Source organism: Rhodoferax sp. LS1R11, assembly GCF_056521395.1.
Genome location: NZ_JBWMAW010000012.1, coordinates 64,645 through 88,218 on the forward strand (window position 1 = coordinate 64,645; position 23,574 = coordinate 88,218).

Genomic DNA, 23,574 nt, shown 5'->3' on the forward strand with positions numbered 1-23,574 from the left:
AGATTCGCCTTATGTCCCTATTGTCACGGGCCTCTGCGGCGCGTCTCTGGCGCTTACCTACTTCAAGTCCCGCTTCTGGTCGACTTCGGGTGCCCATTTGGTTGAAATCTCGACCAGTCAGCAGACAGTCGGCCTCCCGACACTAATGACAGGTATCGGGCGGGCATTTTGAATTTCCGAAGACCCGGTTACGCTGCCAAACAGTCCTTCCGCCTGCTCATGCTTCTTCTTCACCAAAACCAAACTCCCAAGTTATGACACGTTGGAATCAGAACGACCGGATTTTGATTCGCAATGAATCGCTTGATTGACCGGAATATGCTGCCGCAGTCGCCGCAAGACCAATAGGTGTCGAGCCTGCACAGGTCTTTTTCAACAGCTACAAAATCAATAGCTACTAACGCAGACAGGACGTGCGCTAGCGGCCTGTTTTACATATAGCACGCAACGTGGCAAAAGCCCGCTTGAAGCAGCGCAAGCGGTCTGGTTTAATGTTTTCAATTTTTGTCCACTGGAATCAGCCATGACCTTCCCCACCGCGCTTGAAAATCTGAACGTGCTGTCGCAGCAGACCCTGCTCTCACCCACGCAGCTGCACGAAGATATTCCGGCCAGCAGCCAGGCCACCCAAACCGTCAATGCCGCGCGGCGCACCCTGGCCAACATCCTGAGCGGCAGCGACGCGCGCCTGTTTGTGGTGGTGGGCCCGTGCTCGATCCACGACACCCAGGCCGCCATGGAGTACGCCCGGCGCCTGAAAGCGCTGGCAGACGAACTGTCCGACCAGCTGTTCATCGTGATGCGGGTGTACTTCGAGAAACCCCGTACCACCGTAGGTTGGAAAGGGCTGATCAACGACCCGCGCATGGACGATTCGTTTCGCATTGAAGAAGGCCTGCGCCTGGCCCGGCGCCTGCTGATTGACCTCAACGACCTCGGCCTGCCCTGCGGCACCGAGGCGCTGGACCCGATCACCCCGCAGTACCTGGGCGACCTGATTGCCTGGAGCGCCATCGGCGCGCGCACCACCGAGAGCCAGACCCACCGCGAGATGGCCAGCGGCCTGTCCAGCCCGGTCGGCTTCAAGAACGGCACCGACGGCGGGCTGGAGGTGGCGCTCAACGCCATGCTGTCCGCGGCCCAGCCGCACGCGTTTCTGGGCATCAATGGCGCGGGCCAGGTCGCCGTCACGCAGACCCGGGGCAATGCCTTTGGCCACCTGATCCTGCGCGGCGGCGCGGTCCCCAACTACGACTCAGTGGCCGTGGCCCAGGCCGAAGCGGGCCTGGCTGGGGCCAAGCTGCCCGAGAACATCGTGGTCGATTGCAGCCACGCCAACTCGCGCAAAAACCACGCCCTGCAAACCCTGGTGCTCAAGGACGTGGTGCACCAGGTGGCCGACGGCAACCGCAGCATCAAAGGCGTGATGCTGGAGTCCCACCTGTTTGAAGGCAACCAGAAGCTCGGCAAGCCGCAGGACCTGCGCTACGGCGTGTCCATCACCGATGCCTGCATCGGCTGGGACACCACCGCCGCCTGCCTGCGCGAAGCGGCGGCCCGCTTGCGCTCAGTCCAGCGTTGATCTTTCGCAAGGAAGGCGCAGAATAAGGACGGATACTCCTCGCCATGCGTCCTTCTTGCTCCTTCGGCCCTTCCGTTCTTGCTACAGCATTCTGTGCGGTGCTGGGTGCGTCCGCCCATGCGCAGGAATCAGCCCGTGAAAGCACCCTGGCGTCCGCCCTTCGCCTGGAAGCTGTCGCTTATGAAAACGGCGAGGGGGTTCCCCGCAACCCCGTTCTCGCCGCCACCCTTTATTGCAAAAGTGCCCGCCTGGGTGACGCCGAAGCCCAGTACAACCTGGGCTGGATGTATGCCAACGGGCGTGGCGTGGAACGCAACGACGTGTCTGCAGCTTACTTTTTCCATGCCGCGGCCGAACAAGGCCTGGAAGTCGCCCAACGCATGCTCAAAATCGTGGGCGGCATCACCACCGACATTCCCGAATGCATGCGCCCCCCGGCCGCCCCGCCACCGCCTGCGGCCCTGCCCGCAGCGGTCATCAAACCCATGGTCGACTACTCGGCCATTGCACCCCGGCCCATTTTCGACCTGGTCATGAAACTGGCGCCCCAGTTCAAGGTGGAGCCCCAGCTGGCGCTGGCCATCATTGCGGCGGAATCCAACTTCAACAGCCTGGCGCTGTCGCCCAAGAACGCGCAGGGGCTGATGCAGCTGATTCCCGAAACCAGTGAACGGTTCAACGTGAAGAATGCCTTTGACCCGACCCAGAACATCCGGGGCGGGCTGACCTACCTGCGCTGGCTGCTGGCTTATTTTGAGGGCGATGTGGCGCTGGTGGCCGCCGCCTACAACGCGGGCGAAGGCAAGGTGGAGCGTTATCGCGGGGTACCGCCCTACCTGGAGACCCGCGCCTATGTGCAGCGCATTCTCAAAGCGGTGGGCGTTCCGGACCATCCGTTTGACGCGAAAATCACGCGCCCTTCACCGTCGCTGGCCTTGATTCGTCTGCCGCTGCGCGGCAAGTAACCCCCAGACTCACCCGCCGGAACGGGTCCCTGCCAGTCAGGCGGCCAGAGCGGCTTCAATATCGCCCGCCAGACTGGCGGGCGCATCGGTTGGCGCATACCGTTTGAGAACGCGACCGTCCTTGCCCACCAGGAACTTGGTGAAGTTCCACTTGATCGACTTGCTGCCCAACAAACCCGGGGCTTCGGCCGACAGCCACTGGTACAAGGGATGGGCCTGGTCGCCGTTCACCTCAATCTTGGCCATCATCGGGAAGCTCACGCCGTAGTTCAGTTGGCAAAACTCGGCAATCTCGTCGTTGCTGCCGGCATCCTGCGCGCCAAACTGGTTGCAAGGAAACCCCAGAACCACCAGGCCCCGCGGGCCATAGGTCTCGTGCAGTGCCTCCAGACCGGCAAACTGCGGCGTAAATCCGCAGGCGCTGGCGGTGTTGACAATCAACATGGCTTTGCTCTTGAACTGGTTCAAAGACACCGGTTGCCCATTGATTTGAAGGGCGTCAAAGTCATACACGGTGCTCATGTGCGCTCCTGGTTGATAGTGTTCGCGGCCAGTGTCGCACGTTGTGGCCGGGTCAGCGTTTGCGAAAACTCACCACGGACAGCCCTGAGGCCAACAAAATCAGCGCGCCGCCTGCCAAGGTGCGCGCCGATAGCTCGCCGGAGCCCAGCACCACCGCCGAGGCACTGGCAAACACCACTTCGGACAGCATGATCAGCGACGTGGCGCTGGCACTCAGGCGGGCCGCGCCATATTGCAGGCCCAGGTTGCCGGCCAGAAACGCGAGGCTGACGACCAGCACCAAGCCCATCCAGGCCACGCCGGGCGCAGGTGGCGAGTTCACCACGCCCAGCGCCATACCTGATACCGCAGCCAACGCGGCCATGACGGCGCCGCCAGCAAACATGGCCAGCATGCGCGATGCCTCGGACGTCTGGTTCAGCTTGCGCAACAAAATATTGGTCAGCGCAAAGCAAAAGCCCCCCATCAGGGCCAGCCAGTCGGGCAGGCTCTCGGGCACGGGCCACGGCGAAGCAGGCGTCTTCAGCACAATCACCACACCCGTGAGCGCCAGCAAGAGCCGCAGCAGGGAGCCGCCCGTGGGTTTCTCGCCCAGCATCGGCCAGGCCAGCAGGACCACCCAGGCGGGCATCAGATAAAACAGCAAGACGGCCCGTACCACGTCGCCCACGGTCACCGCCCAATTGAAACCCACATTGGTCAGGCCGGAGGCCACCAGCAGCAACCACAGCAGGGGGTGGGGCCCCCAGCCGCGCCAGGCCTGGGGGCGAAACGCCAGCAGGCACACCAGCGCAAAGACATAAATGAAGGCCGTGGCCCACAGCGGATGCAGGCCGTAGCCTTGCAGGCCCCGAAAAGGCCACCAGGAAACACCCCATACCAGGGCGTTCAGGGTCAGCGCTGCCGCGGCGAGCGCCTTGGTGGGCATCAGCCGTGCAGGTTGTCGTTGCGGGCGATGTCCAGCAAATGCTCGACTTCGGCACGGTGCTCCACGCAGTTGCGGGCGTGCCAGCGCCGAATCAGCCACATGAAACCGGCAATCACCAAACCAAACACGGTGATGGCGGCAAAGGTGGGCACGCCCATGCCTTTGGACAAGGTGTAGGCTGCCCCCAGCGTGAGAATGCAGGCCTGCTCATTGAAGTTTTGCACAGCAATGGAGCGCCCGGCGCCCATCAGGTTGTGCCCGCGGTGTTGCAGCAGCGCATTCATGGGCACCACCAGAAAGCCGCCCAGCGCGCCCAGCAAAATCAGGAATGGCGCCGCCACCCAGACATTGGTGATGAAGATGAGCATGATGATCAGCAGGCCCATGCCGATGCCCAGCGTGATCACCCGGGGGCCATCTTCCAGCCGCATGCGCATGGAGGCCACGACGGCGCCTACCGCCATGCCAATGGCCACGACACCTTGCAGGGCCGAAGCCTGCGTCACGGAAAAACCCAGTGCCACACCCGCCCAGGCCAGCACGATGAACTTCAGATTGCCCGCCACACCCCAGATCAGTGTGGTCGCCGCCAGTGAAATCTGGCCGAGCTTGTCGCGCCACAAGCGGGCGTTGCAGGTCCAGAAATCAGGCAGGAGGGAGGTGAGCCGCTTGGGCATGGGCCGCATTTCCACCCCGGTGAGCGGAATGTGGGTGTTGAACCATGCCGCCACCAGATAGATAAAGATCAAAACGCTGATGGCCGCCTCGGGCGGCGTGTCCACGCTGGTCGTGATCAGCGGGATATCGACGGCCAACAGCCAGGTCGACAGCAGCGGCCCCACCAGTTGGCCGCCCAGCAAAACGCCCAAAATGATGGAAGCAATCGTCAAGCCCTCAATCCAGCCATTGGCCTTGACCAACTGCGAGGCAGGCAACAATTCAGTGAGGATGCCGTACTTGGCGGGCGAGTACGCCGCGGCGCCCAAACCGACAATGGCATACGCCATCAGCGGATGCGTGCCAAACAACATGAGCATGCAACCCGCCACCTTGATGAAATTGCTCATCAACATGACACGGCCTTTGGGCATGGAATCAGCAAAGGCCCCCACAAACGGCGCCAAAATCACATAAAACAGCGCAAACATGGGCACCAAAGCGGCTTGATGCCATTCGGGCGCATTGCCGGTTCTGAGTAATTGAACTGCTGCCACAAACAGTGCGTTGTCGGCCAGCGAGCTGAAAAACTGCGCCGACATGATGGTGAAAAAGCCGCGTTTCATTGTCTACAGGCGCGCATCAGTTGTACTCATGCGATGGGTTTTGTTATTGGTTCGCAAACGATACGGGGTTATAGCACGCCCTTGAAGTGTCAGAATAAAGGCTTCTCCCGCTACCCCCGCCCGCCATGCCCCGCCCGATACAAGCCACCATCCATCCTGAAGCGCTTCGCCACAACCTGGAACGCGCCCGTCAGGCCGCACCGGATGCCCGGGTGTGGGCCATCGTCAAGGCCAATGCTTACGGTCACGGCATCGAGCGCGCCTTTGAAGGCCTGCGCGGCGCTGATGGCTTCGGCCTGCTGGACCTGGAAGAAGCCCAGCGGGTGCGCGCCCTGGGCTGGCGGGGGCCCATTCTGTTGCTTGAAGGCGTGTTTGAGTTGCGCGACCTTGAACTGTGCTCCCGCCTGGGGCTGTGGCACACCGTGCATTGCGACGAACAGATTGACATGCTGGCCACCCACAAAACCAATGTGCCGCACCGGGTTTTTCTCAAGATGAATTCCGGCATGAACCGCTTGGGCTTCACGCCGCAGCGTTACCGGGCCGCATGGACGCGCCTGAACGCCCTGCCCCAAGTGGACGAAATATCCCTGATGACCCACTTCAGTGACGCCGATGGTCCTCTGGGCGTTGCGGCTCAGATGGCCGTTTTTGCGGAAGTCACCCGTGACCTGCCGGGCGAGCGTACCTTGAGCAACAGCGCAGCGACCTTGCGTCACAACGTCTCGGCCTACGATGCCGCCGCCCACCCGGACACACTCGCCGCGTCGGACTGGGTGCGCCCGGGCATTGCCATTTATGGCAGCGCCCCCGACTTTCCCGCACACGACGCCCACCACTGGGGCTTGCAGCCCGGCATGACACTTGCTGCAAAAATAATAGCAACACAAGACCTGATTGCGGGGGCTACCGTCGGATATGGCTCGAATTTTGTCGCCGACCAGGCCATGCGCATCGGGGTGGTGGCCTGCGGCTATGCCGACGGTTACCCCAGAACCTGCCCGACCGGCACCCCTGTGCTGGTCCACGGCATTCGCACCCGCACCGTGGGACGGGTGAGTATGGACATGATCACCGTCGACCTGGGCCCGCTCGATCAGGCCGGCATCGCCGCTGGCATGGGCAGTGACGTCACCCTCTGGGGCCGCGCAGCCAACGGGGCCGTGCTGGGTATTGACGAGGTCGCCCTGAGCGGCGGCACCGTCGGGTACGAGCTGATGTGCGCGCTGGCCTTGCGTGTACCGGTGGTGGTGGTGGCCGAATGATGCTGTACCTGCCGGTTCCCCTGGCCATGCTCGAACTCGGCAAACCCCTGCCCGTCGACGTGCGCAGCCCGGACGGCAAGTTGCTGCTGCGCAAGGGCCAGCCGATTCTTTCAGAGCATCATCGGGACATTCTGGAAGCCCACCAGGCCTGCATGGCCGAAAGTGACGCCCAGGCCTGGCAAAGAAGCTACCAGCGCATGGTCCACACCCTGCTGATGGACGGCGTGGAGGTGGACGTCATTGCCCGGGCATTCATGCCGGCCGAGATTCTGGAGTCTGACTATGGCGCGGGCCTGGCGGTTCTGGGAGGGTGGCTGGACCTGCAGGAGATTCTGCGCGGCCTGCTCTACCAGGCCGAGGCGGCCAACAGCCCCCTGCAGCGCCTGGAGGGCATCGAGCAAAAAGCACGTGCCCTGCTCCAGGGCGATCCGGACGAGAGCCTGTTCATCCTGTTTCAGGCGCTGGCCGACGCCACACTGGGGTACTGCGCCACCCACGCGTTGTTGTCGGCCGTGGTGTGCGAGCTGACGGCCCACAAGCTGGGCATGGCAGAGCCCGCCCGCCGGGTCCTGTTCCGCGCCGCCCTGGTCATGAACATCGGGATGGCCCGCGCCCAGGACCATCTGGCCGTTCAAAGCGCCGTGCCCGATGAGGCACAGAAGAAACTGATCGGTGAGCACGCCGAGCGGAGTCTTGAAATTCTCCAGCACTTTGGCGTGGTCGACGCCGACCATCTGGACATCGTGCGCTGGCATCATGAGCTTGACGAGTCCAAAGGACTGGCGCGCAATCTGGAGACCCGGCGCGTGTTGCGACTGGCAGACGTGTTCATTGCCAAGATGGCCGCCCGCAAAACCCGGCTGGCCATGTCACCGCTGGGCGCGGCCAAGTCGATGATCCTGGGCGTGGCATCCGACACCGCCAAGCTTGGGTCCGCCATGACCACCGCCGTCGGTTTTTACCCGCCCGGCACCTACGTGCAACTGGTCAACGGTGAACAAGCCGTGTCCGTGGTGCGGGGCGTGCGCGCCAACAACTCGCATGTGGCCAGCATCGTCAACCCCAGCGGCATGCCGATGAGCCGCTACCTCTACCGGGACACCACCGACCCGCAGTTTGCGATCCAGTCCCCCATCACGGCAGAAAAGATCAAGGTGAAAGTGATCCTTGAGAAAGTGGTGAAAGCGCGGAGCGATCGCGCCGAGTGAGATTCAGGCCGTTGGGATCTTCCTCAACCGCCTGTAAAACCATTGCTTTCCTCCTTCCACGGCCAACAGATAGGCAATCAGCAACCCTGCCAACAACCCGAAAAATGACAGCGGCAGCGGCGTGAAGCCGAGGTAAGGCGCCAGCAGCGTGAACGGCAGCGCGATGGCCAACAGCACCACACTCAAAGACGTCAGCACCAGCCACCGGTTGGGGTGGCTGCGCAAGGGGTTGCGCCGGGTGCGGATGACAAAAATCACCAGCACCTGCGTCGCAATCGACTCCACAAACCAGCCGGTGCGAAACAGCGACTCGTGGGCATGGAACAGGCTGAGCAACAGGTAGAACGTCAGGAAGTCAAACAGCGAACTGATCGGCCCGATGGTCAGCATGAAGTTACGGATGAACGCCATGTCCCAGCGCTTGGGGCCCGCCAGGTCGTCGGCGTCCACATTGTCCAAAGGGAGCGTGATTTCAGACACGTCGTACATCAGGTTGTTGAGCAAAATCTGCAGGGGCAGCATCGGCAGGAAGGGCAAAAACAGGGTGGCCGCCGCCATGCTGAACATGTTGCCAAAATTGGAGCTGGTGGCCATCATGATGTACTTCATGACATTGCCGAAGGTGCGACGGCCTTCCAGAATGCCCTGGTGCAACACCATCAGGTCGTTCTCCAGCAGGATCATGGCGGCGGCCTGTTTGGCCACGTCCACCGCATCGGCCACCGAGATGCCCACATCGGCCGTGTGCAAGGAGGGCGCATCGTTGATCCCATCCCCCAGATAACCCACCACATGCCCACGCGCCTTCAACGCCAGGATGATGCGGTTCTTCTGCGCGGGGTTGACGCGGCAAAACAGGTTGACGCTCTCCACCCGGGCCCGCAAGGCGTCGTCATGCATCGTCTCTATCTCTGCGCCGGTCAGCACGCCGTCAATCGTCACGCCCAGCTGGGTGCAGACGTGGCGCGTGACCCGTTCGTTGTCACCGGTCACGATTTTCACGGCCACGCCGCTGGCCGCCATGGCCCGCAAGGCATCGCCCGCGCTGGCTTTGGGCGGGTCCAGAAAAGCGGCGAAGCCTGAAAAAATGAGTTCACTCTCATCCGAGACAACCGCATGGGGATGGTCAATGGGCACATCGCGCCAGGCAATGCCCAGCACCCGGAAACCATCTTCGCCCAGGCTGTCAAACAAGGTGTTGATGCGGGCGAGCGCCGCCCCCTCCAGCACCACCGCAGCGCCCGCGCTGTCCATATACCGGGTACACAAACGCAAGATGTCTTCGGGCGCCCCCTTGACCACCAGCCGGCGCGCACCGGCCTGCTCCACCAGCACCGACACCCGGCGCCGCTCGAAGTCAAACGGCACCTCGTCGATCTTGGTCCAGCCGGACACATTGATCTCTTCATGCGCCAGGATGGCATCGTCCAGCGGGCTTTTCAGGCCACTCTCAAAATAGCTGTTGAGGTAGGCCAGGGCCAGCACATGGGGGTTGTCCTGGCCCTGGGCATCCACATGGCGTTCCAGCCGAATTTTCGCCTCGGTCAGCGTGCCGGTCTTGTCGGTGCACAGCACGTCCATCGCACCCATGTCCTGCACAGCCGAGGGGCGTTTGACGATCACCTTCAACGCGGCCATGCGCAAGGCCCCGCGTGTGAGCGTGACCGACACCACCATCGGCAACAGCTCGGGCGTCAGGCCCACCGCCAGCGCCACCGCAAACAGAAACGACTCCAGCACCGACCGGTGCAACGCCACGTTGACCAGCAGGGTGAAGAGCACCAGCAACAAGGTCAGCCGCATGATGAGCATGCCGAATTGCCGCGTGCCCACCTCAAACGCAGTGGGTGGTGCTTTCTCGGCCAGGCTGACCGCTATTTGCCCCAGGGCAGTGGTACTGCCGGTTCGGCCAATCAGCGCACGCGCCGAGCCGCTGACGACCGAACTGCCCATGAACACGGCATCTGCAGCCTCCAGCACCCAGGTCTCGGGCGTGGCCGGGGCCGGGGCCGGGGCCGGGGCCGGGGCAGCATCCTGCGGCGCAAACGCTTTTTTTTCAACCGGATAGGGCTCGCCCGTGAGTTGCGCCTGGTTGACGAAAAAGTCGTCCGCCTCCAGCAGCCTGGCATCGGCGGGCACAAGGCTGCCGGCGGACAGCAGCACCACATCACCGGGCACCAGGTCAATCACCGGCAGTTCGCATGGTTGCCCGTCGCGCAGCACCGTGGCGGTCACCGCCACCTTCAACGCCAACTGCTCGGCGGCACGGCCCGCGCGGTAGGCCTGAACAAAGTCAAGCGTCACGCTCATCACCACGATCAAGGCAATGATGATGGCGCCGGTCACGTCACCCGTCAGCGCGGAGATGACAATCGCCACCAGCAGCACCAGCACCAGCGGGTTGCGAAACTGCGCGAGAAACTGCAACACCACCGCACGTTGCAGTGGTGGCTTGAGCCGGTTGGGACCGAATTGCTTGAGCCGCGCAGCGGCATCAAGGCGGCTAAGACCTTGCATGTGTGACACCCCGGAGACGGATTGACATGCGTCATTTTTGACGCGGCACGGGGTAGCGGTATTGACAGAGGTCAACCCTGACGCCTTGCGGTTGCACATGGGTTCATCACTTAAGACAGCGGATGGGGAAAAAACGGCATGAAACCCATTTTTATGGCCCCAAAGACAAGTGCCATGAGATTGGCGGTACTAACTTCATGGTGGGTGGCCAGTTTGTCGGCCAACTGAACAGGGGATGCATGTTGTTGTGCTTGCCATCAAAGGGCGGACGCTTTTTGAGCACCACTTGACTTGTCCCGCCGCCATGACCGGCCCCACATCACAAAAATTTATATAAAAAAAATGCCTGTAGCCCTTATGAGACGTACGCTAGTAGCTATAAATACAATAGCAATTCATGGTGCAAGTCAGAACCCGCTAAACATCTGTTTATTTATACAGTAACATCCCGTCATGGCCAAAGAAAAAACTGTTTACGTGTGTTCCGAGTGCGGCGGCACCAGCCCCAAATGGCTGGGCAAATGCCCCAGCTGCAATGCCTGGAACACGCTCATCGAGTCCGTTGCCGAGAGCGCCGCCCCCACCAAAAACCGCTTTGCGTCCCTGGCCAAAACCGCCGAAATCGCGGTGCTGGGCGACATTGACGCGGTCGACATGGCGCGCACACCCACCGGCCACGAGGAACTGGACCGCGTGCTGGGCGGCGGCATGGTGGAAGGCGGCGTGGTGCTGATCGGTGGCGACCCCGGCATTGGCAAGTCCACGCTCTTGCTGCAGGCCCTGGACTCGCTGCAGCGCAGCGGGCAAAGCACCTTGTATGTGACGGGCGAAGAAAGCGGCGCCCAAGTGGCGCTGCGCTCACGCCGCCTGGGGCTGGACAACTCCCAGGTGCGGGTGCTGGCCGAGATTCAGCTGGAGAAAATTCTCGCCACGCTGGACGCCACGCAGCCCGACATTGCCGTCATCGACTCGATCCAGACCGTGTACTCCGACCAACTCACCAGCGCACCCGGCTCGGTAGCCCAGGTACGCGAATGCGCGGCGCACCTCACGCGCGCCGCCAAGGCCAGCGGCGTGTGCATCGTGCTGGTCGGCCACGTGACCAAAGAAGGCGCGCTGGCCGGGCCGCGCGTGCTGGAGCACATGGTGGACACGGTTCTGTACTTTGAAGGCGACACCCACAGCAGCTTTCGGCTGGTGCGCGCCATCAAGAACCGCTTTGGCGCGGTCAACGAAATTGGCGTGTTTGCCATGACCGAGAAAGGCCTCAAGGGCGTGAGCAACCCCAGCGCCATCTTCCTGAGCCAGCACTCGGAACCCGTGCCGGGCAGCTGCGTGATGGTCACCCTGGAGGGCACGCGCCCCATGCTGGTGGAGATTCAGGCACTGGTGGACAGCGGCGGCCCCTCACCCCGGCGCCTGAGCGTGGGCCTGGACAAAGACCGCCTGGCCATGCTGCTGGCAGTGCTGCACCGCCATGCAGGCGTGGCCTGCATGGACCAGGACGTGTTTGTGAATGCGGTGGGCGGGGTGCGCATCAGCGAGCCCGCAGCCGATTTGGCGGTGCTGCTGGCCATCACGTCAAGCTTGCGCGGCAAGCCGCTGCCCAAGGGGTTTTTTGCGTTTGGCGAGGTCGGGCTGGCCGGCGAGGTGCGCCCGGCGCCGCGCGGTCAGGAGCGCTTGAAAGAGGCTGCCAAGCTGGGCTTCAGCGTGGCCGTCGTCCCCAAGGCCAACGTGCCCAAAAAACCCATTGAAGGCCTCACCATCCACGCCGTGGAACGCGTCGAGCAGGCGATGGAAGTGGTGCGCGGCCTGACCTGACCCCCGCCGTTGCCGGGGGGCTTCACCCGCGTCTTAAGTTCTGCTTAATCTGTGCTTCCTACCATGGCGATTCATGGAGGTGTTATGCACATTTTTCCCGACTTTTCACGCGCTCTGGTCCTGGGCTGTGCTGCACTGAGTCCACTCGCCCACGCGGTCACCCCTGCCGAGCAACTCACCAGCTACACCGCCCAGACTGGCGCCCCCGCCCAAGCGGCACGCGGGCAACTCTTGTTCACCAGCAAGCATGGCAAGGAGTGGTCCTGCGCGTCTTGCCACACCGCCTTGCCCACGGTAGATGGCAAACACGCCAGCACCGGCAAATTGATTGCCCCTCTGGCGCCCGCGTTCAACCCCAAAAGTTTCACGGACCCGACCAAGACTGACAAGTGGTTTCGCCGCAATTGCAACGACGTGATGGGCCGCGAATGCACCGCCGGTGAAAAGGCCGACGTCCTGGCCTGGTTGCTGACGCTCACGCACTAGCACCGGCGCTGCAAGCCATGCACACGGTCCATCTCATTGAAAGAACCTCATGACCTATTCGTTCCTCAAACAACTCACCGTCATCCCCCTGCTGGCAACCGGCGCCTTGAGTGCCCTGGCCGACAGCAAAGGGCCAATGGTGCCGCCCCTGCCCAAGTACAAAGCGGAGTGCGCCGCCTGCCACATCGCCTACCCGGCGGGCATGCTGCCGGCGCCCTCCTGGAAGCGTCTGATGGTCAACCTGAACAAGCACTACGGCACCGATGCGTCGCTGGACGAAGCCAGCGTGCGCGAGATCAGCGGCTGGCTGCAAACCAACGCAGGCACGTACAAGCGTGTCAGCGAGGCGCCGCCGCAGGACCGCATCACCCAATCGGCATGGTTTCTGCGCAAGCACCGCGAACTGGATGCCACGGTCTGGCGCCTCGCTTCCGTCAAAAGCGCGGCCAACTGTGCGGCCTGCCACACCGGTGCTGAACAAGGCGCCTACAACGAGTCAGGCCTCAAATTCCCGGCGGGCTTGAGCGAGCGTTATCGCCGCAACTGGTCTGACTGAACACACGGAGCCACACCATGAACGCAAGTACCTCACTGGGCACAGCCCCTGGCGCCACAACCATCCCACCCCGCACCCGCCGCATGGTGGACGCCCCGACGCGGGTTTTCCACTGGCTGTTTGCCCTGAGTTTTCTGGGGGCCTACCTCACAGCCGACGGCGAAAGCTGGCGCATGCTGCACGTCACGCTGGGCTACACCCTGGCGGGGCTGCTGGCGTTTCGCGTGCTCTACGGCGTGTGGGGGCCACCGCAAGCCAGGTTGTCGCTCCTGTGGCGCAAACTCACGTCTGGCCCCCAGTGGTTGAAGTCACTGGCATCCAGCGCCGCCAGCGGCTCACGCGCCAGCATCAACTGGCGCCAGGGGCAAAACCTGCTGATGGCATTGGCTGTCGTGGCCTTGCTGGCGCTGGTTGTGCCGCTCACACTCTCAGGCTACGCCAGCTTCAACGACTGGGGTGATTTTCTGGGTGGCGAGGGCTTGAAGGACGTGCACGAGGTGATGGGCAACGCCTTTCTGATCGTCGTCCTGACCCACCTGACCCTGATTGCAGGCCTGAGCCTCTTGCGCAAAAAGAATGTGGCCCAAGCCATGTTGACCGGCCGCGTGGAAGGCCCGGGCCCCGACCTGGCTCGCCGCCACCACGGACTGCTCGCCCTCTTGCTGCTGGTCGCGGTGCTGGCCTACTGGACTTGGGAGTGGCAACAGTCACCCAACGGGCTGATGGCGGCCGGGGCGTGGAGCGGCGCCACGTCAGACCGCCACCATGACGACGATGACTGAGTCCCTGCCAGTGGCCTTGCGCTAGCATCCACCCTGACCAACGGCCTGAGGCCTTTCGGAGTTTTTAAAATGCGGATTTTGCTGGCTGAAGACGATGTGATGCTGGGCGACGGACTGCGCGCAGGCTTACGCCAGCTGGGCTTCCAGGTGGACTGGGTGCGCGACGGCGTGGCCGCCGAGCGCGAGTTGGCCTCCGGGGAGTACGCCGCCGCCGTGCTGGACCTCGGTCTGCCACTGAAGGATGGGTTGGAGGTGTTGCAGGCCCTGCGGACCCGGAAAATAAGCACCCCGGTGCTGGTGCTCACCGCGCGTGACGCCGTACCCGACCGCATTCGCGGCCTGGACCTGGGGGCAGATGACTACGTCGTCAAGCCGGTGGACTTGCACGAGTTGGGCGCCCGCCTGCGCTCGTTGGTACGCCGCTCGCATGGTCAGATACAAAGCGTGCTGCAGTGTGGTGGCGTCCTGCTGGACCCCTCGGCGCGACAGGCCAGCCTGAACGGCGAAGCCGTGACCCTCTCCACCCGGGAATTTGATTTGTTGCACGCCCTGATGCTCAATGCCGGACGCGTGATGTCCCGCGAGCAGCTGGAACAGCAGCTGTACAGCTGGGGCTACGAAGTCGACAGCAATGCCATCGAGGTCCACATTCACCACCTGCGCCGCAAGCTGCACGCGGAGGTGATCCAGACCGTGCGTGGCGTGGGTTACACCGTGCAGCGCACCCCAGGCACCCCATGACCTTGCTGCCGCCCCTGAAATCCTTGCAGGCCCGGCTGCTGGCCTTGCTGCTCAGCCTGGTCACCGTGGTCTGGCTGGGCGCCGCAACGATGACGTGGGTGGACGCCAGCCATGAGCTGGACGAATTGCTCGATGGCCACCTGGCCCAGGCGGCGGCGTTGCTGGTGGTGCAACAAACCAGAACCGATGATGACAACGTGGCAGATGCCCCCTCGCTGCACAAATACGCGCCCAAAGTGGCGTTCCAGGTATTTCACGAGCAGCGGCTGGTGATGCGTTCGGCCAACGCGGGCAGCGCGCCCATGTCGACCAGGTCAAACGGCTTCTCCACGGTGCAGCTGAGCGATGGCACACCGTGGCGGGTGTTCGCCACCCGGGGCGGCGAGAGCGATGTGCAGGTTTTTGTGGGAGAGCAGACGGAAACCCGCGCAGCGATTTTGTGGGCCGTTCTGCGCAGCATGCTGCTGCCACTGGCATTTGCCCTGCCCCTGCTGGCACTGTTGTTGTGGTGGGCTGTTCGCCATGGTTTGTCGCCTTTGCGGCAACTCAGCCAGGCCCTCAGCCAACGCAGGCCGCGGGCGCTGGAGCCGGTGGTCTTGCAGCATGTGCCGTCCGAAATCCAGCCCCTGGTGCTGGCGCTCAATGCGCTGTTTGAACGCATCGACGCCATGGTGGCCTCCGAACGCCGCTTCACGGCCGATGCCGCCCACGAACTGCGCACCCCCATTGCGGCGATTCGAGCCCAAGCGCAAGTGGCGCTGGGCGCCGGCAATGACACGGCGCAGCGCGAGCATGCCTTGCAATTCACCCTGGCCGGCTGCGACCGTGCCACCCGGCTGGTCGAGCAGTTGTTGACCCTCTCGCGGCTGGAAACCTCAGACGCCACGGGCACCAGCGCGGCAGGCGCGGTACCGGTGGACCTCAGCGCCCTGACCCGCCGCGTCGCCGCCGACCTGGCACCCGCGGCCCTGCTGCGCCATCAACATCTGGCACTGGATGCGCCCACCGTGTGCCTGGTCGCCGGTAATGAAACGCTGGTCAGCGTGCTGGTGCGCAACCTGATCGACAACGCCCTGCGCTACAGCCCTGAGGGCGCCCACATCGACGTGCGCGTGGCGCTGGAATCAAATCACGCCGTTCTGCGCGTGGAAGACAGTGGTGCGGGCATGACGGCGCCTGAGATGGTCCGTTTGGGGGAGCGTTTTTACCGTGTGCTGGGCAACGCGCAACCCGGCAGTGGCCTGGGTTGGTCAATTGTCAAAAGAATTGGGGACGTTTTTGGCGCCCAAACGCAGGTCAGCCGGTCCGAACGGCTGGGCGGGCTGGCGGTAACGGTCCGCTGGCCCTTGCAACAAACCCCGTGACCCGGCCCGTACGCATTTCCCGCATCGGGGCATCCCGCCAAGCCTGACAAAATCCGGGCATGCAATTTCAAAAAATCCTTGTTCCCCTGGCCAGTCTGGCCCTGGTTGTTGGCGGCTATCACTATTACGGCTGGCCTGGCGTGGCGGTGGCCGCCGGTGGTTTGGTGATGTGGATGCTGCTGCATTTCACCCGCATGATGCAGGTGCTCAAGCGTGCGGCCAACCGCCCGATCGGCTACGTGGGCAGCGCGGTCATGCTCAACGCCAAACTCAGGCCCGGCGCGACCCTGCTGCATGTGGTCGCCATGACCAAGGCGCTGGGCGAACTGCAAAGCCCCAAGGACACCCAACCCGAGTTGTACCGCTGGACCGACGGCACCCAATCCCACGTGACGTGTGAATTTTGGGGCGGCAAGCTGAAAAAATGGGCGCTGGTGCGCCCCGTTCAGGCCGAGGACACACAGCCTGACACGCCTGCCAGCCCGGCCCCGTAAAATCAGCCGACGGCAAGGCCTGCCAACGCACACATTTAAGGAAACCGATGAATCCCTTACCCTCTTCGATGTCTGACCGAGACGGAAAAATCTGGATGGATGGCCAGATGGTGGACTGGCGTGACGCCAAAATCCACGTGCTGAGCCACACCCTGCACTACGGCTGCGGCGCATTTGAGGGCGTGCGCGCCTACAAGGGCGAGAGCGGCACCGCCATTTTCCGGCTCGCAGAGCACACCGACCGTCTGTTCAACAGCGCCAAAATTTTGCGCATGGTCATCCCGTTCACCAAAGAGCAGGTCAACCAGGCGCAGATCGACGTGATTCGCGAGAACCAGCTGGAATCCGGGTACCTGCGCCCCCTCACCTGGATTGGTGACAAAAAGCTGGGCGTCTCGCCCAAGGGCAACACCATCCACCTGATGGTCGCGGCCTGGCCCTGGGGCGCCTACCTGGGTGAAGAAGGCATGAAGCGCGGCATCCGCGTCAAAATCTCCAGCTATACCCGCCACCATGTGAACATCACCATGACCCAGGCCAAGGCGGTGAGCAATTACACCAACTCGATCCTGGCCAACATGGAAGCCACCGACGACGGCTACGACGAAGCCATGCTGCTCGATGCCAACGGCTTTGTGTCCGAGGGCGCAGGCGAGAACCTGTTTGTGGTCAAAGACGGTGTGGTCTACACGCCTGACCTGTCGGCCGGCGCGCTGAACGGCATCACCCGCAACACCGTCATGCACATCTGCAAGGACCTGGGCCTGGAACTGGTGCAAAAGCGCATCACCCGCGACGAGGTCTACATCTGCGACGAGGCCTTCTTCACCGGCACAGCCGCTGAAGTCACCCCCATCCGGGAACTTGACCGCATCGAGCTGGGCAAGGACAACTATGTGGGGTCCCGCGGCCCGATCACCGAAAAAATCCAGAGCGCCTTCTTTGACATCGTCAACGGCCGCAATCCCAAATACGCCCACTGGCTCACGAAAGTTTCCGCATGAGCAAAAGCACCATTGAACTGTTGGCCAAAGACCTCAATGACCAGGGCGGCGTGTACTGCCCCAGCCCGCTGGCGGGCATGAAAATCTGGGACGGCCACCCCAAGGTGTACCTGGACGTGGCCCTCACCGGCGAGGCCAAGTGCCCCTACTGCGGCACCGTGTACAAGCTGAAGGACGGCGAACACTTCGGTGGCCACCACTAACAGCCTCGTCATCGCGCCCCAGTGGATTGGGGACGCGGTGATGACCGAGCCCCTGATGCGCCGCCTGGCGGCGCGCGGCGAGCGCCTGACGGTGGGCGCCCTTCCCTGGGTGGCGCCGGTGTACCGGGCAATGCCGCAGGTGGCCGAGGTCATCGAGTTTCCGTTTGCCCACGGCGGCCTGCAGTTCAAGGCCCGGCGCAGCCTGGCCAAGCAGCTCGAAGGCCGGTTTGACACCGCCTACGTGTGCCCCAACTCACTCAAAAGCGCGTTGCTGCCCTTCATGGCCAGCATCCCCAAACGTGTGGGTTACCTGGGCGAAGCGCGCGTGGGACTGCTCACCCAGCGCCTGAAAAACCCACCCAAGAGCCAGCATCCGCCGATGGTGGCGTTTTACTCGGCGCTCAGTGGCGACACTGACGTTGCCCACGACCGGCCCCAGCTGCGCATGGATGACCGCGAGGTGGATCAGGCCCTGCAGGCCATGGGCTTGCAGCGCGGCGCCTACTATGTGTTTGCCCCCGGCGCCGAATACGGCCCGGCCAAACGCTGGCCTGCCAGCCACTTCACTGAACTGGCCCGCCAGCTGGACCTGCCGGTGGTCTTGCTGGGTTCCGGCAAGGAGTTCGCCCTGTGTGAGGAAATTGCGGCACCGGTCAATGCGGTGCACGCCGGCAAGTGCCTGAACCTGGCAGGAAAAACATCGCTAGCCCACGCGTTCAGTGCGATAGCCGCTAGCAAAAACATAGTAACCAACGACTCCGGCCTGATGCACGTGGCCGCCTCGTTTGGCATCCGCCAGATTGCGGTTTTCGGCTCCAGCAGCCCGCTGCACACCCCACCCCTGAATGACAAGGCCACGGTGCTGTGGCTCAAAGACGACCGCACCTACCAGCCGCCGCTGGACTGCGCGCCCTGTTTCGAGCGCATCTGCCCGTTGGGGCACACACGCTGCCTGGTGGATATCAGCGCCGCCCAAGTGCTACAAAATATATAGCTACTCCCGCACGTCACATCTGGGCTACAGGCTGTTTTTATTTAAATTTTGAACAAAAAAAAGCCACCCGAAGGTGGCTTGTAAAAGTCCCCAGGGGGGACGTCGTTGGAACTTTGCGATGTTTGAGTACCCACATCTTGCGATGGGGCTCCAACACTTGATCACTGTGACAGCAGCTGATGCAACTTTAACCAGCCTCGCGAATTTCGGATATCCCACATTTGGGGGATATGACCCCTATATTTGCAAAATATGTCGTTTTTTTCATCCCTTTGACGTTCCAGCGGGCGACAAAGGCAGCCGAATAACAAAACAGGCGCCACCACCGACCTGGTTTTCACAAAAAACGGTGCCGCCATGGCGCTCGGTGATGGACTTCACCAGCGCCAGACCCAGTCCCACGCCACCGTCGCGCTCGGTAGCACCCGGCAGCCGGTAAAACGGCTCAAAAATACGCTCGCGCAGTTCCACAGGCACACCCGGCCCACGGTCGCAGACCCGAATCACCGCTTGGTGGTCGGTCTTGGCCAGGCTGACCGTGATGCTGCCTGCCGCGTGGCGACGGGCGTTCTCCAGCAGGTTGCGCACGGCGCGGCGCAACAGCTTGGTCACCCCCTGCACCGGGAGGTCAGACCCGCTGGCCCCCTGGGCACGGGACGAATCAGAAGGCAGTTGCACATCCAGCTCCGCGTCCACGCGGGCGCACTCCTCGGCGGCCAAACCGATCAAATCAACCGATTCGATGGTGCCCAAATCGGCTTCATGCGCGTCCAGCCGGCTGGCCAGCAGGATTTCTTCAATCAACTGGTCCAGCTCGGCAATGTTGCGGGAAATCTCGGCCTTGAACGCCGCCGACGAAGGCGCTCCCATCAACTCCAGCCCCATGCGGATGCGGGTCAGCGGCGAACGCAATTCGTGGGAGGCATTGGCCAGCAAGGACTTTTGCGAGGCCAGCAAGGTTTCGTGTGATTTCACCAGCGTCTCAATGCGCTGGGCCGCATGGTTGAAGCGGGCCGCCAGAAAGGCCACCTCATCCTGCCCGCCCTCGGGCACGCGGATCGACAAGTCGCCCTCACCCCATTTCTCGACACCGTTTTGCAGGCGCTCCAGACGGCGCGTGAGCTTGCGAATGATCGGGTAGGTGGCCAGCGCCACGGCCAGCCCGACCAGCGAGAGCATCCAGAAAAATCCGAAAGGCGGACGGTTCCAGGGCGACTGCGGTGGACGCGGCAAATGCATGTGCACGGTCTGGCCGTCCGTCATGCGGACTTCAAACTCCGGGCCGTTGCCATACCGGCCACGAGAACCGGGCGGCGGGCCGTCCCCGTCAGGCTCACCTCTGGAACGGTCTCCAAAGCCCACGCCCGGCGGATGCATCATGCGCGATTGCCCGCTGCCGATGACCTGCCCGGCTTCGTTGCGAATCACGACTTCGCGCAGGGGCGGCTCCGACGCCATGCGCCAGGCCCAGCCGACCAGAAAGGTCAACACCGCCACTGCCAGCACCACGGCCAGCCAGATGCGCACATACAGTTTTTTGAAGAACATGGTCAGTCTTGCTGGCGGGCGAACACATAGCCCACACCGCGCACCGTGAGAATGCGCTTGGGGTTCTTGGCATCCACCTCAATGGCGGCGCGAATCCGTCCCATGTGCACGTCGATGGAACGGTCGAAGGCGTCCAGCTCACGCCCGCGTACGGCTTCCATGATCTGGTCCCGGGTCAGCACCCGGCCCGCGCGTTCGGCCAGCGCCACCAACAGGTCAAACTGGTAAGAGGTCAGGTCGCAGGCCTGGGTGCCCACGTTGACGGTGCGGGCGTCCCGGTCAATCTCCAGCGAGCCAAACCGCAGCTGTTTGCCGACGGTGGGCACGCCCTCCACACGCCGGCGCAGAATGGCGCGGATGCGGGCCAGCAACTCGCGCGGCTCGAAGGGTTTGGGCAGGTAGTCATCCGCCCCGATCTCCAGGCCAATGATGCGGTCCATCGGGTCCCCCTTGGCAGTCAGCATCAGCACCGGTGTTTGTGCCATGGCGCCGGGCAACGCACGAATGCGGCGGCACACCTCCAGGCCATCCATGTCGGGCAGCATGAGATCCAGGATCACGAGGTCGGGCGGGGTAACCTGAAGGGCATCGAGCCCGGTTTTTCCGTCGCCGGCATGGCTTACCGCAAAGCCGGACTGGCCAAGGTATTCGACCACCATCTGGGCCAGGCGGGCATCGTCTTCAATCATCAGCAGGTGTTGGGTCATGGGAACAGTCTAGGCGGTGACCACCTCAAGCCCTTGAAGCGGCGGTAAAGTTAAGTAAATGAAGCGGCTATTGCAGTGGCTGGACACCCCAGATGTCGCTGGCGTATTCCCGGATGGTGCGGTCGGAGGAGAAAACGCCCATGCCAGCCACATTCAGGATGGCGCTGCGCGTCCAGGCTGACGGGCGGCGGTAGAGGTCATCCACCCGGTCCTGGGTGGCGCAATAGTCGGCGTAGTCCGCGAGCAACTGGTAGTGGTCCGAGTCCAGCAACGCGTTGACCACGTCGCGGTAACGATCCGGCTCTTCGGGCGAGAACGCGCCTTCAGCCAACCGGTCGATGGCGCACTTGAGGTCAAAATTGGCCTCGTAGTAGGTGCGTGGCTGGTAACCGTAGCCTCGCAGTTTGGCCACTTGTTCGGTACGGTTGCCAAACACAAACATGTTGTCCAGCCCCACGTGGTCGGCAATCTCGATGTTGGCGCCGTCCCAGGTGCCAATGGTCAGCGCGCCATTGAGTGCGAACTTCATGTTGCCCGTGCCCGAGGCTTCCGTGCCGGCGGTTGAAATCTGCTCCGACAAATCAGCCGCCGGCATGATGATCTCCGCCAGCGACACCCGGTAGTTGGGGATGAACACCACCCGCAGCAGCGTGCCAATCCGCGGGTCGCTGTTGATCACACGGGCCACGTCATTGATCAGGTGGATGATCCGTTTGGCCATGTCATAAGCGGAGGCTGCCTTGCCGGCAAAGATGACGGTTCGGGGCACCCAGTGGGTCTGCGGCTGGGCCAGAATCCGGTAGTAACGGGTGATGACGTGCAACACATTGAGCAACTGCCGTTTGTACTCGTGGATGCGCTTGACCTGCACGTCAAACAGGCTGTTGGGGTCCACCGTCACACCGGGGCAGCGCGCCATCGCCTCGGCCAGGCGGCGCTTGTTGTGTTGCTTGGCGAGACGAAACGCGTTTTGAAACTCATCGTCATCCGCCAGCGCACGCAGCTGGGCGAGCTGGTCCAGGTCACGCCGCCAGTCGGGGCCGATGCGGCTGTCAATCAAGGTGGCCAGCGGCGGGTTGGCCAGGGACAACCAGCGGCGCGGGGTGATGCCATTGGTCTTGTTGCAAAAGCGTTCAGGGTACATCTGCACAAAATCGGAAAAGATGGTGTCCACCATCAGTTGGCTGTGCAACGCTGAGACGCCATTGACCTTGTGGCTGGCCAGCACCGACAGGTGCGCCATGCGCACGCGGCGCACACCCCGCTCTTCGATCAGCGAAATCCTGCGCGGCAAGGCGTTGTCGGCCGGAAAGCGGCTGTGCACCTCGGCCAGAAAGCGGGCGTTGATGTCGTAGATCAGCCCCATGTGCCGCGGCAGCACGCGCGCCAGCAGATCGACCGGCCAGGTCTCCAGCGCCTCTTCCATCAGCGTGTGGTTGGTGTACGAAAAAATGGGCGTGCACAAGGCCCAGGCGGCCTCCCAATCGAGCTGGTGCTCGTCCAGCAGCAGCCGCATCAGCTCGGGCACCGCCAACGCCGGGTGGGTGTCGTTGAGGTGAATGGCCACCTTGTCGGCCAACTGGTGGAGGCCGTTGTGGGTTTTGAGATGCCGGCGCAGGATGTCCTGCAAGGAGGCACTGACAAAAAAGTATTCCTGGCGCAAGCGCAGTTCGCGCCCATGTTCCGTTCGGTCATCGGGGTAGAGCACCCGGGTGACGTTCTCGGAGAGGTTTTTGGCCTCGACGGCCTGGATGTAGTCGCCCCGGTTGAAGGCGTCCAGGTTGACACCTGCGCAGGCGCGGGCGGACCACAGACGCAGGGTCACGACGCTGTGCATCTGGTAACCCGGCACGCCACTGTCGTAGGCCGTGGCAATCACGTCCTCGGTATCGACCCATAACGAGTGTCCGTTTTCTGGCGCCAGGCGTCCGCCAAAACGAATGATGTAACTGAACTCGGGGCGCATGAATTCCCACGGGAAACCATTGACCAGCCAGTAGTCCGGTTCTTCCACTTGCTGCCCATGTTCAATGCGCTGGGCGAACATGCCGTACTCGTAGCGAATGCCATACCCCATGCCGGGCAGGCCCACGCTGGCCATCGAGTCCAGAAAGCAGGCCGCCAGCCGGCCCAGACCGCCGTTGCCCAGGCCGGCGTCGGGCTCCAGATCGACCAGGGCGTCAAAGTCCACCCCCAGCAGGGCGCAGGCCTGTTTAACCGGCTCGTAAATCTCGGCCGACAGCATCGCATTGGTCAGGGCACGGCCTGTGAGGAACTCCATGGACAGGTAGTACACCCGCTTGGCATCCTGATCTCCAGTGCGGGCCCGCGACTCGCGCCAGGCGTCCACGATGCGGTCGCGCACGGCGTGAAACACCGCAAACAACCAGTCGCGCCGGGTCGCCGAACGCTGGTCTTTGCCGACCGCATAGACCAGCCGGTTTGAAATGGAGCGGCGCAAGCCCTCCACGGTATTGACGGGCTTGTCGTATTCAAATACGTCCGATGCAGACATGGCTCATCCCTTTCGAGAAAACACATCGCCCCCATGTTGACCCGGCGTGCCAGGCAAGCTCAAGAATCGGGCACCAGCAGCCCGGCCGG

At 62.9% G+C, this 23,574-nt stretch carries 21 protein-coding genes; 14 read left to right on the forward strand and 7 right to left on the reverse strand.

The features are described 5' to 3' along the window. Positions 1-523 precede the first annotated feature (523 nt). Both AC097N_RS14750 and AC097N_RS14755 read left to right on the forward strand, forming a co-directional pair. On the forward strand, positions 524-1,582 hold the full coding sequence (locus AC097N_RS14750; protein WP_479582175.1) for a 3-deoxy-7-phosphoheptulonate synthase: 1,059 nt from the start codon (positions 524-526) through the stop codon (positions 1,580-1,582). Between the two features lie 44 nt (positions 1,583-1,626). Further along, the gene (locus AC097N_RS14755; protein WP_479582177.1) at positions 1,627-2,547 is read left to right on the forward strand and encodes a transglycosylase SLT domain-containing protein; all 921 of its coding nucleotides are present in this window, start codon (positions 1,627-1,629) and stop codon (positions 2,545-2,547) included. 36 nt (positions 2,548-2,583) lie between these two features. Here AC097N_RS14755 and AC097N_RS14760 read toward each other — a convergent pair whose 3' ends face one another. From AC097N_RS14760 to lplT, 3 genes are read right to left on the reverse strand one after another with little or no spacing between them, the layout of a single operon-like run. Next, positions 2,584-3,069: a glutathione peroxidase gene (locus AC097N_RS14760; protein ID WP_479582179.1), complete on the reverse strand. Its 486-nt coding sequence runs from the start codon at positions 3,067-3,069 to the stop codon at positions 2,584-2,586. Between the two features lie 52 nt (positions 3,070-3,121). Continuing rightward, positions 3,122-3,997, reverse strand: a complete 876-nt coding sequence (locus AC097N_RS14765) for a DMT family transporter (RefSeq protein WP_479582181.1) — start codon at positions 3,995-3,997, stop codon at positions 3,122-3,124. After that, positions 3,997-5,280, reverse strand: a complete 1,284-nt coding sequence (gene lplT, locus AC097N_RS14770) for a lysophospholipid transporter LplT (protein WP_479582183.1) — start codon at positions 5,278-5,280, stop codon at positions 3,997-3,999. The genes AC097N_RS14765 and lplT overlap by 1 nt, the downstream gene beginning before the upstream one ends. Positions 5,281-5,405: 125 nt before the next feature. On the opposite strand from lplT, the gene alr reads away from it, so the two are divergent. Together alr and AC097N_RS14780 are read left to right on the forward strand one after the other, a co-directional pair. Continuing rightward, positions 5,406-6,545: an alanine racemase gene (alr, locus tag AC097N_RS14775; RefSeq protein WP_479582185.1), complete on the forward strand. Its 1,140-nt coding sequence runs from the start codon at positions 5,406-5,408 to the stop codon at positions 6,543-6,545. Next, complete coding sequence (locus AC097N_RS14780) at positions 6,500-7,753, forward strand: HD-GYP domain-containing protein (protein ID WP_479582187.1); 1,254 nt, start codon at positions 6,500-6,502, stop codon at positions 7,751-7,753. The genes alr and AC097N_RS14780 overlap by 46 nt, the downstream gene beginning before the upstream one ends. Positions 7,754-7,756: 3 nt before the next feature. Here the strand turns inward: AC097N_RS14780 and mgtA are convergent, their stop codons facing one another. After that, a complete protein-coding gene (gene mgtA, locus AC097N_RS14785; RefSeq protein ID WP_479582189.1) occupies positions 7,757-10,270 on the reverse strand; it encodes a magnesium-translocating P-type ATPase in 2,514 nt (837 codons plus the stop codon). 453 nt (positions 10,271-10,723) lie between these two features. Here mgtA and radA point away from each other — a divergent pair, with 453 nt between their 5' ends. From radA to waaF, 10 genes are all read left to right on the forward strand, one after another. Continuing rightward, a complete protein-coding gene (gene radA, locus AC097N_RS14790; RefSeq protein ID WP_479582192.1) occupies positions 10,724-12,091 on the forward strand; it encodes a DNA repair protein RadA in 1,368 nt (455 codons plus the stop codon). An 84-nt stretch (positions 12,092-12,175) separates the two neighbouring features. Beyond that, complete coding sequence (locus AC097N_RS14795; RefSeq protein ID WP_479582194.1) at positions 12,176-12,577, forward strand: DUF1924 domain-containing protein; 402 nt, start codon at positions 12,176-12,178, stop codon at positions 12,575-12,577. Positions 12,578-12,626: 49 nt separating this feature from the next. Beyond that, entirely contained in the window at positions 12,627-13,133 is a 507-nt protein-coding gene (locus AC097N_RS14800) for a diheme cytochrome c (RefSeq protein WP_479582196.1), read from the forward strand. A gap of 17 nt (positions 13,134-13,150) precedes the next feature. Then, a complete protein-coding gene (locus AC097N_RS14805) occupies positions 13,151-13,915 on the forward strand; it encodes a cytochrome b/b6 domain-containing protein (RefSeq protein WP_479582198.1) in 765 nt (254 codons plus the stop codon). A 69-nt stretch (positions 13,916-13,984) separates the two neighbouring features. After that, positions 13,985-14,656, forward strand: a complete 672-nt coding sequence (locus tag AC097N_RS14810) for a winged helix-turn-helix domain-containing protein (RefSeq protein WP_479582201.1) — start codon at positions 13,985-13,987, stop codon at positions 14,654-14,656. Beyond that, positions 14,653-16,020: an ATP-binding protein gene (locus AC097N_RS14815; RefSeq protein ID WP_479582204.1), complete on the forward strand. Its 1,368-nt coding sequence runs from the start codon at positions 14,653-14,655 to the stop codon at positions 16,018-16,020. Before AC097N_RS14810 ends, AC097N_RS14815 begins: the two co-directional genes overlap by 4 nt. Before the next feature lie 59 nt (positions 16,021-16,079). Continuing rightward, positions 16,080-16,514 (forward strand): glycerate kinase, encoded by a 435-nt coding sequence (locus AC097N_RS14820; protein WP_479582207.1) that lies wholly within the window; start codon positions 16,080-16,082, stop codon positions 16,512-16,514. Between the two features lie 47 nt (positions 16,515-16,561). Beyond that, complete coding sequence (locus AC097N_RS14825) at positions 16,562-17,518, forward strand: branched-chain amino acid transaminase (protein WP_479582210.1); 957 nt, start codon at positions 16,562-16,564, stop codon at positions 17,516-17,518. Continuing rightward, positions 17,515-17,721 (forward strand): zinc-finger domain-containing protein, encoded by a 207-nt coding sequence (locus AC097N_RS14830; RefSeq protein WP_479582212.1) that lies wholly within the window; start codon positions 17,515-17,517, stop codon positions 17,719-17,721. Before AC097N_RS14825 ends, AC097N_RS14830 begins: the two co-directional genes overlap by 4 nt. Further along, a complete protein-coding gene (waaF, locus tag AC097N_RS14835; RefSeq protein ID WP_479582214.1) occupies positions 17,708-18,715 on the forward strand; it encodes a lipopolysaccharide heptosyltransferase II in 1,008 nt (335 codons plus the stop codon). Before AC097N_RS14830 ends, waaF begins: the two co-directional genes overlap by 14 nt. Positions 18,716-18,979: 264 nt before the next feature. Here waaF and AC097N_RS14840 read toward each other — a convergent pair whose 3' ends face one another. From AC097N_RS14840 to AC097N_RS14850, 3 genes are all read right to left on the reverse strand, one after another. Further along, positions 18,980-20,263, reverse strand: coding sequence for a sensor histidine kinase (locus AC097N_RS14840; RefSeq protein WP_479582216.1), 1,284 nt, complete (start codon positions 20,261-20,263; stop codon positions 18,980-18,982). A gap of 2 nt (positions 20,264-20,265) precedes the next feature. Beyond that, positions 20,266-20,970: a response regulator gene (locus tag AC097N_RS14845; RefSeq protein ID WP_479582218.1), complete on the reverse strand. Its 705-nt coding sequence runs from the start codon at positions 20,968-20,970 to the stop codon at positions 20,266-20,268. A gap of 67 nt (positions 20,971-21,037) precedes the next feature. Continuing rightward, on the reverse strand, positions 21,038-23,485 hold the full coding sequence (locus tag AC097N_RS14850) for a glycogen/starch/alpha-glucan phosphorylase (RefSeq protein ID WP_479582220.1): 2,448 nt from the start codon (positions 23,483-23,485) through the stop codon (positions 21,038-21,040). Positions 23,486-23,574: the final 89 nt, after the last annotated feature.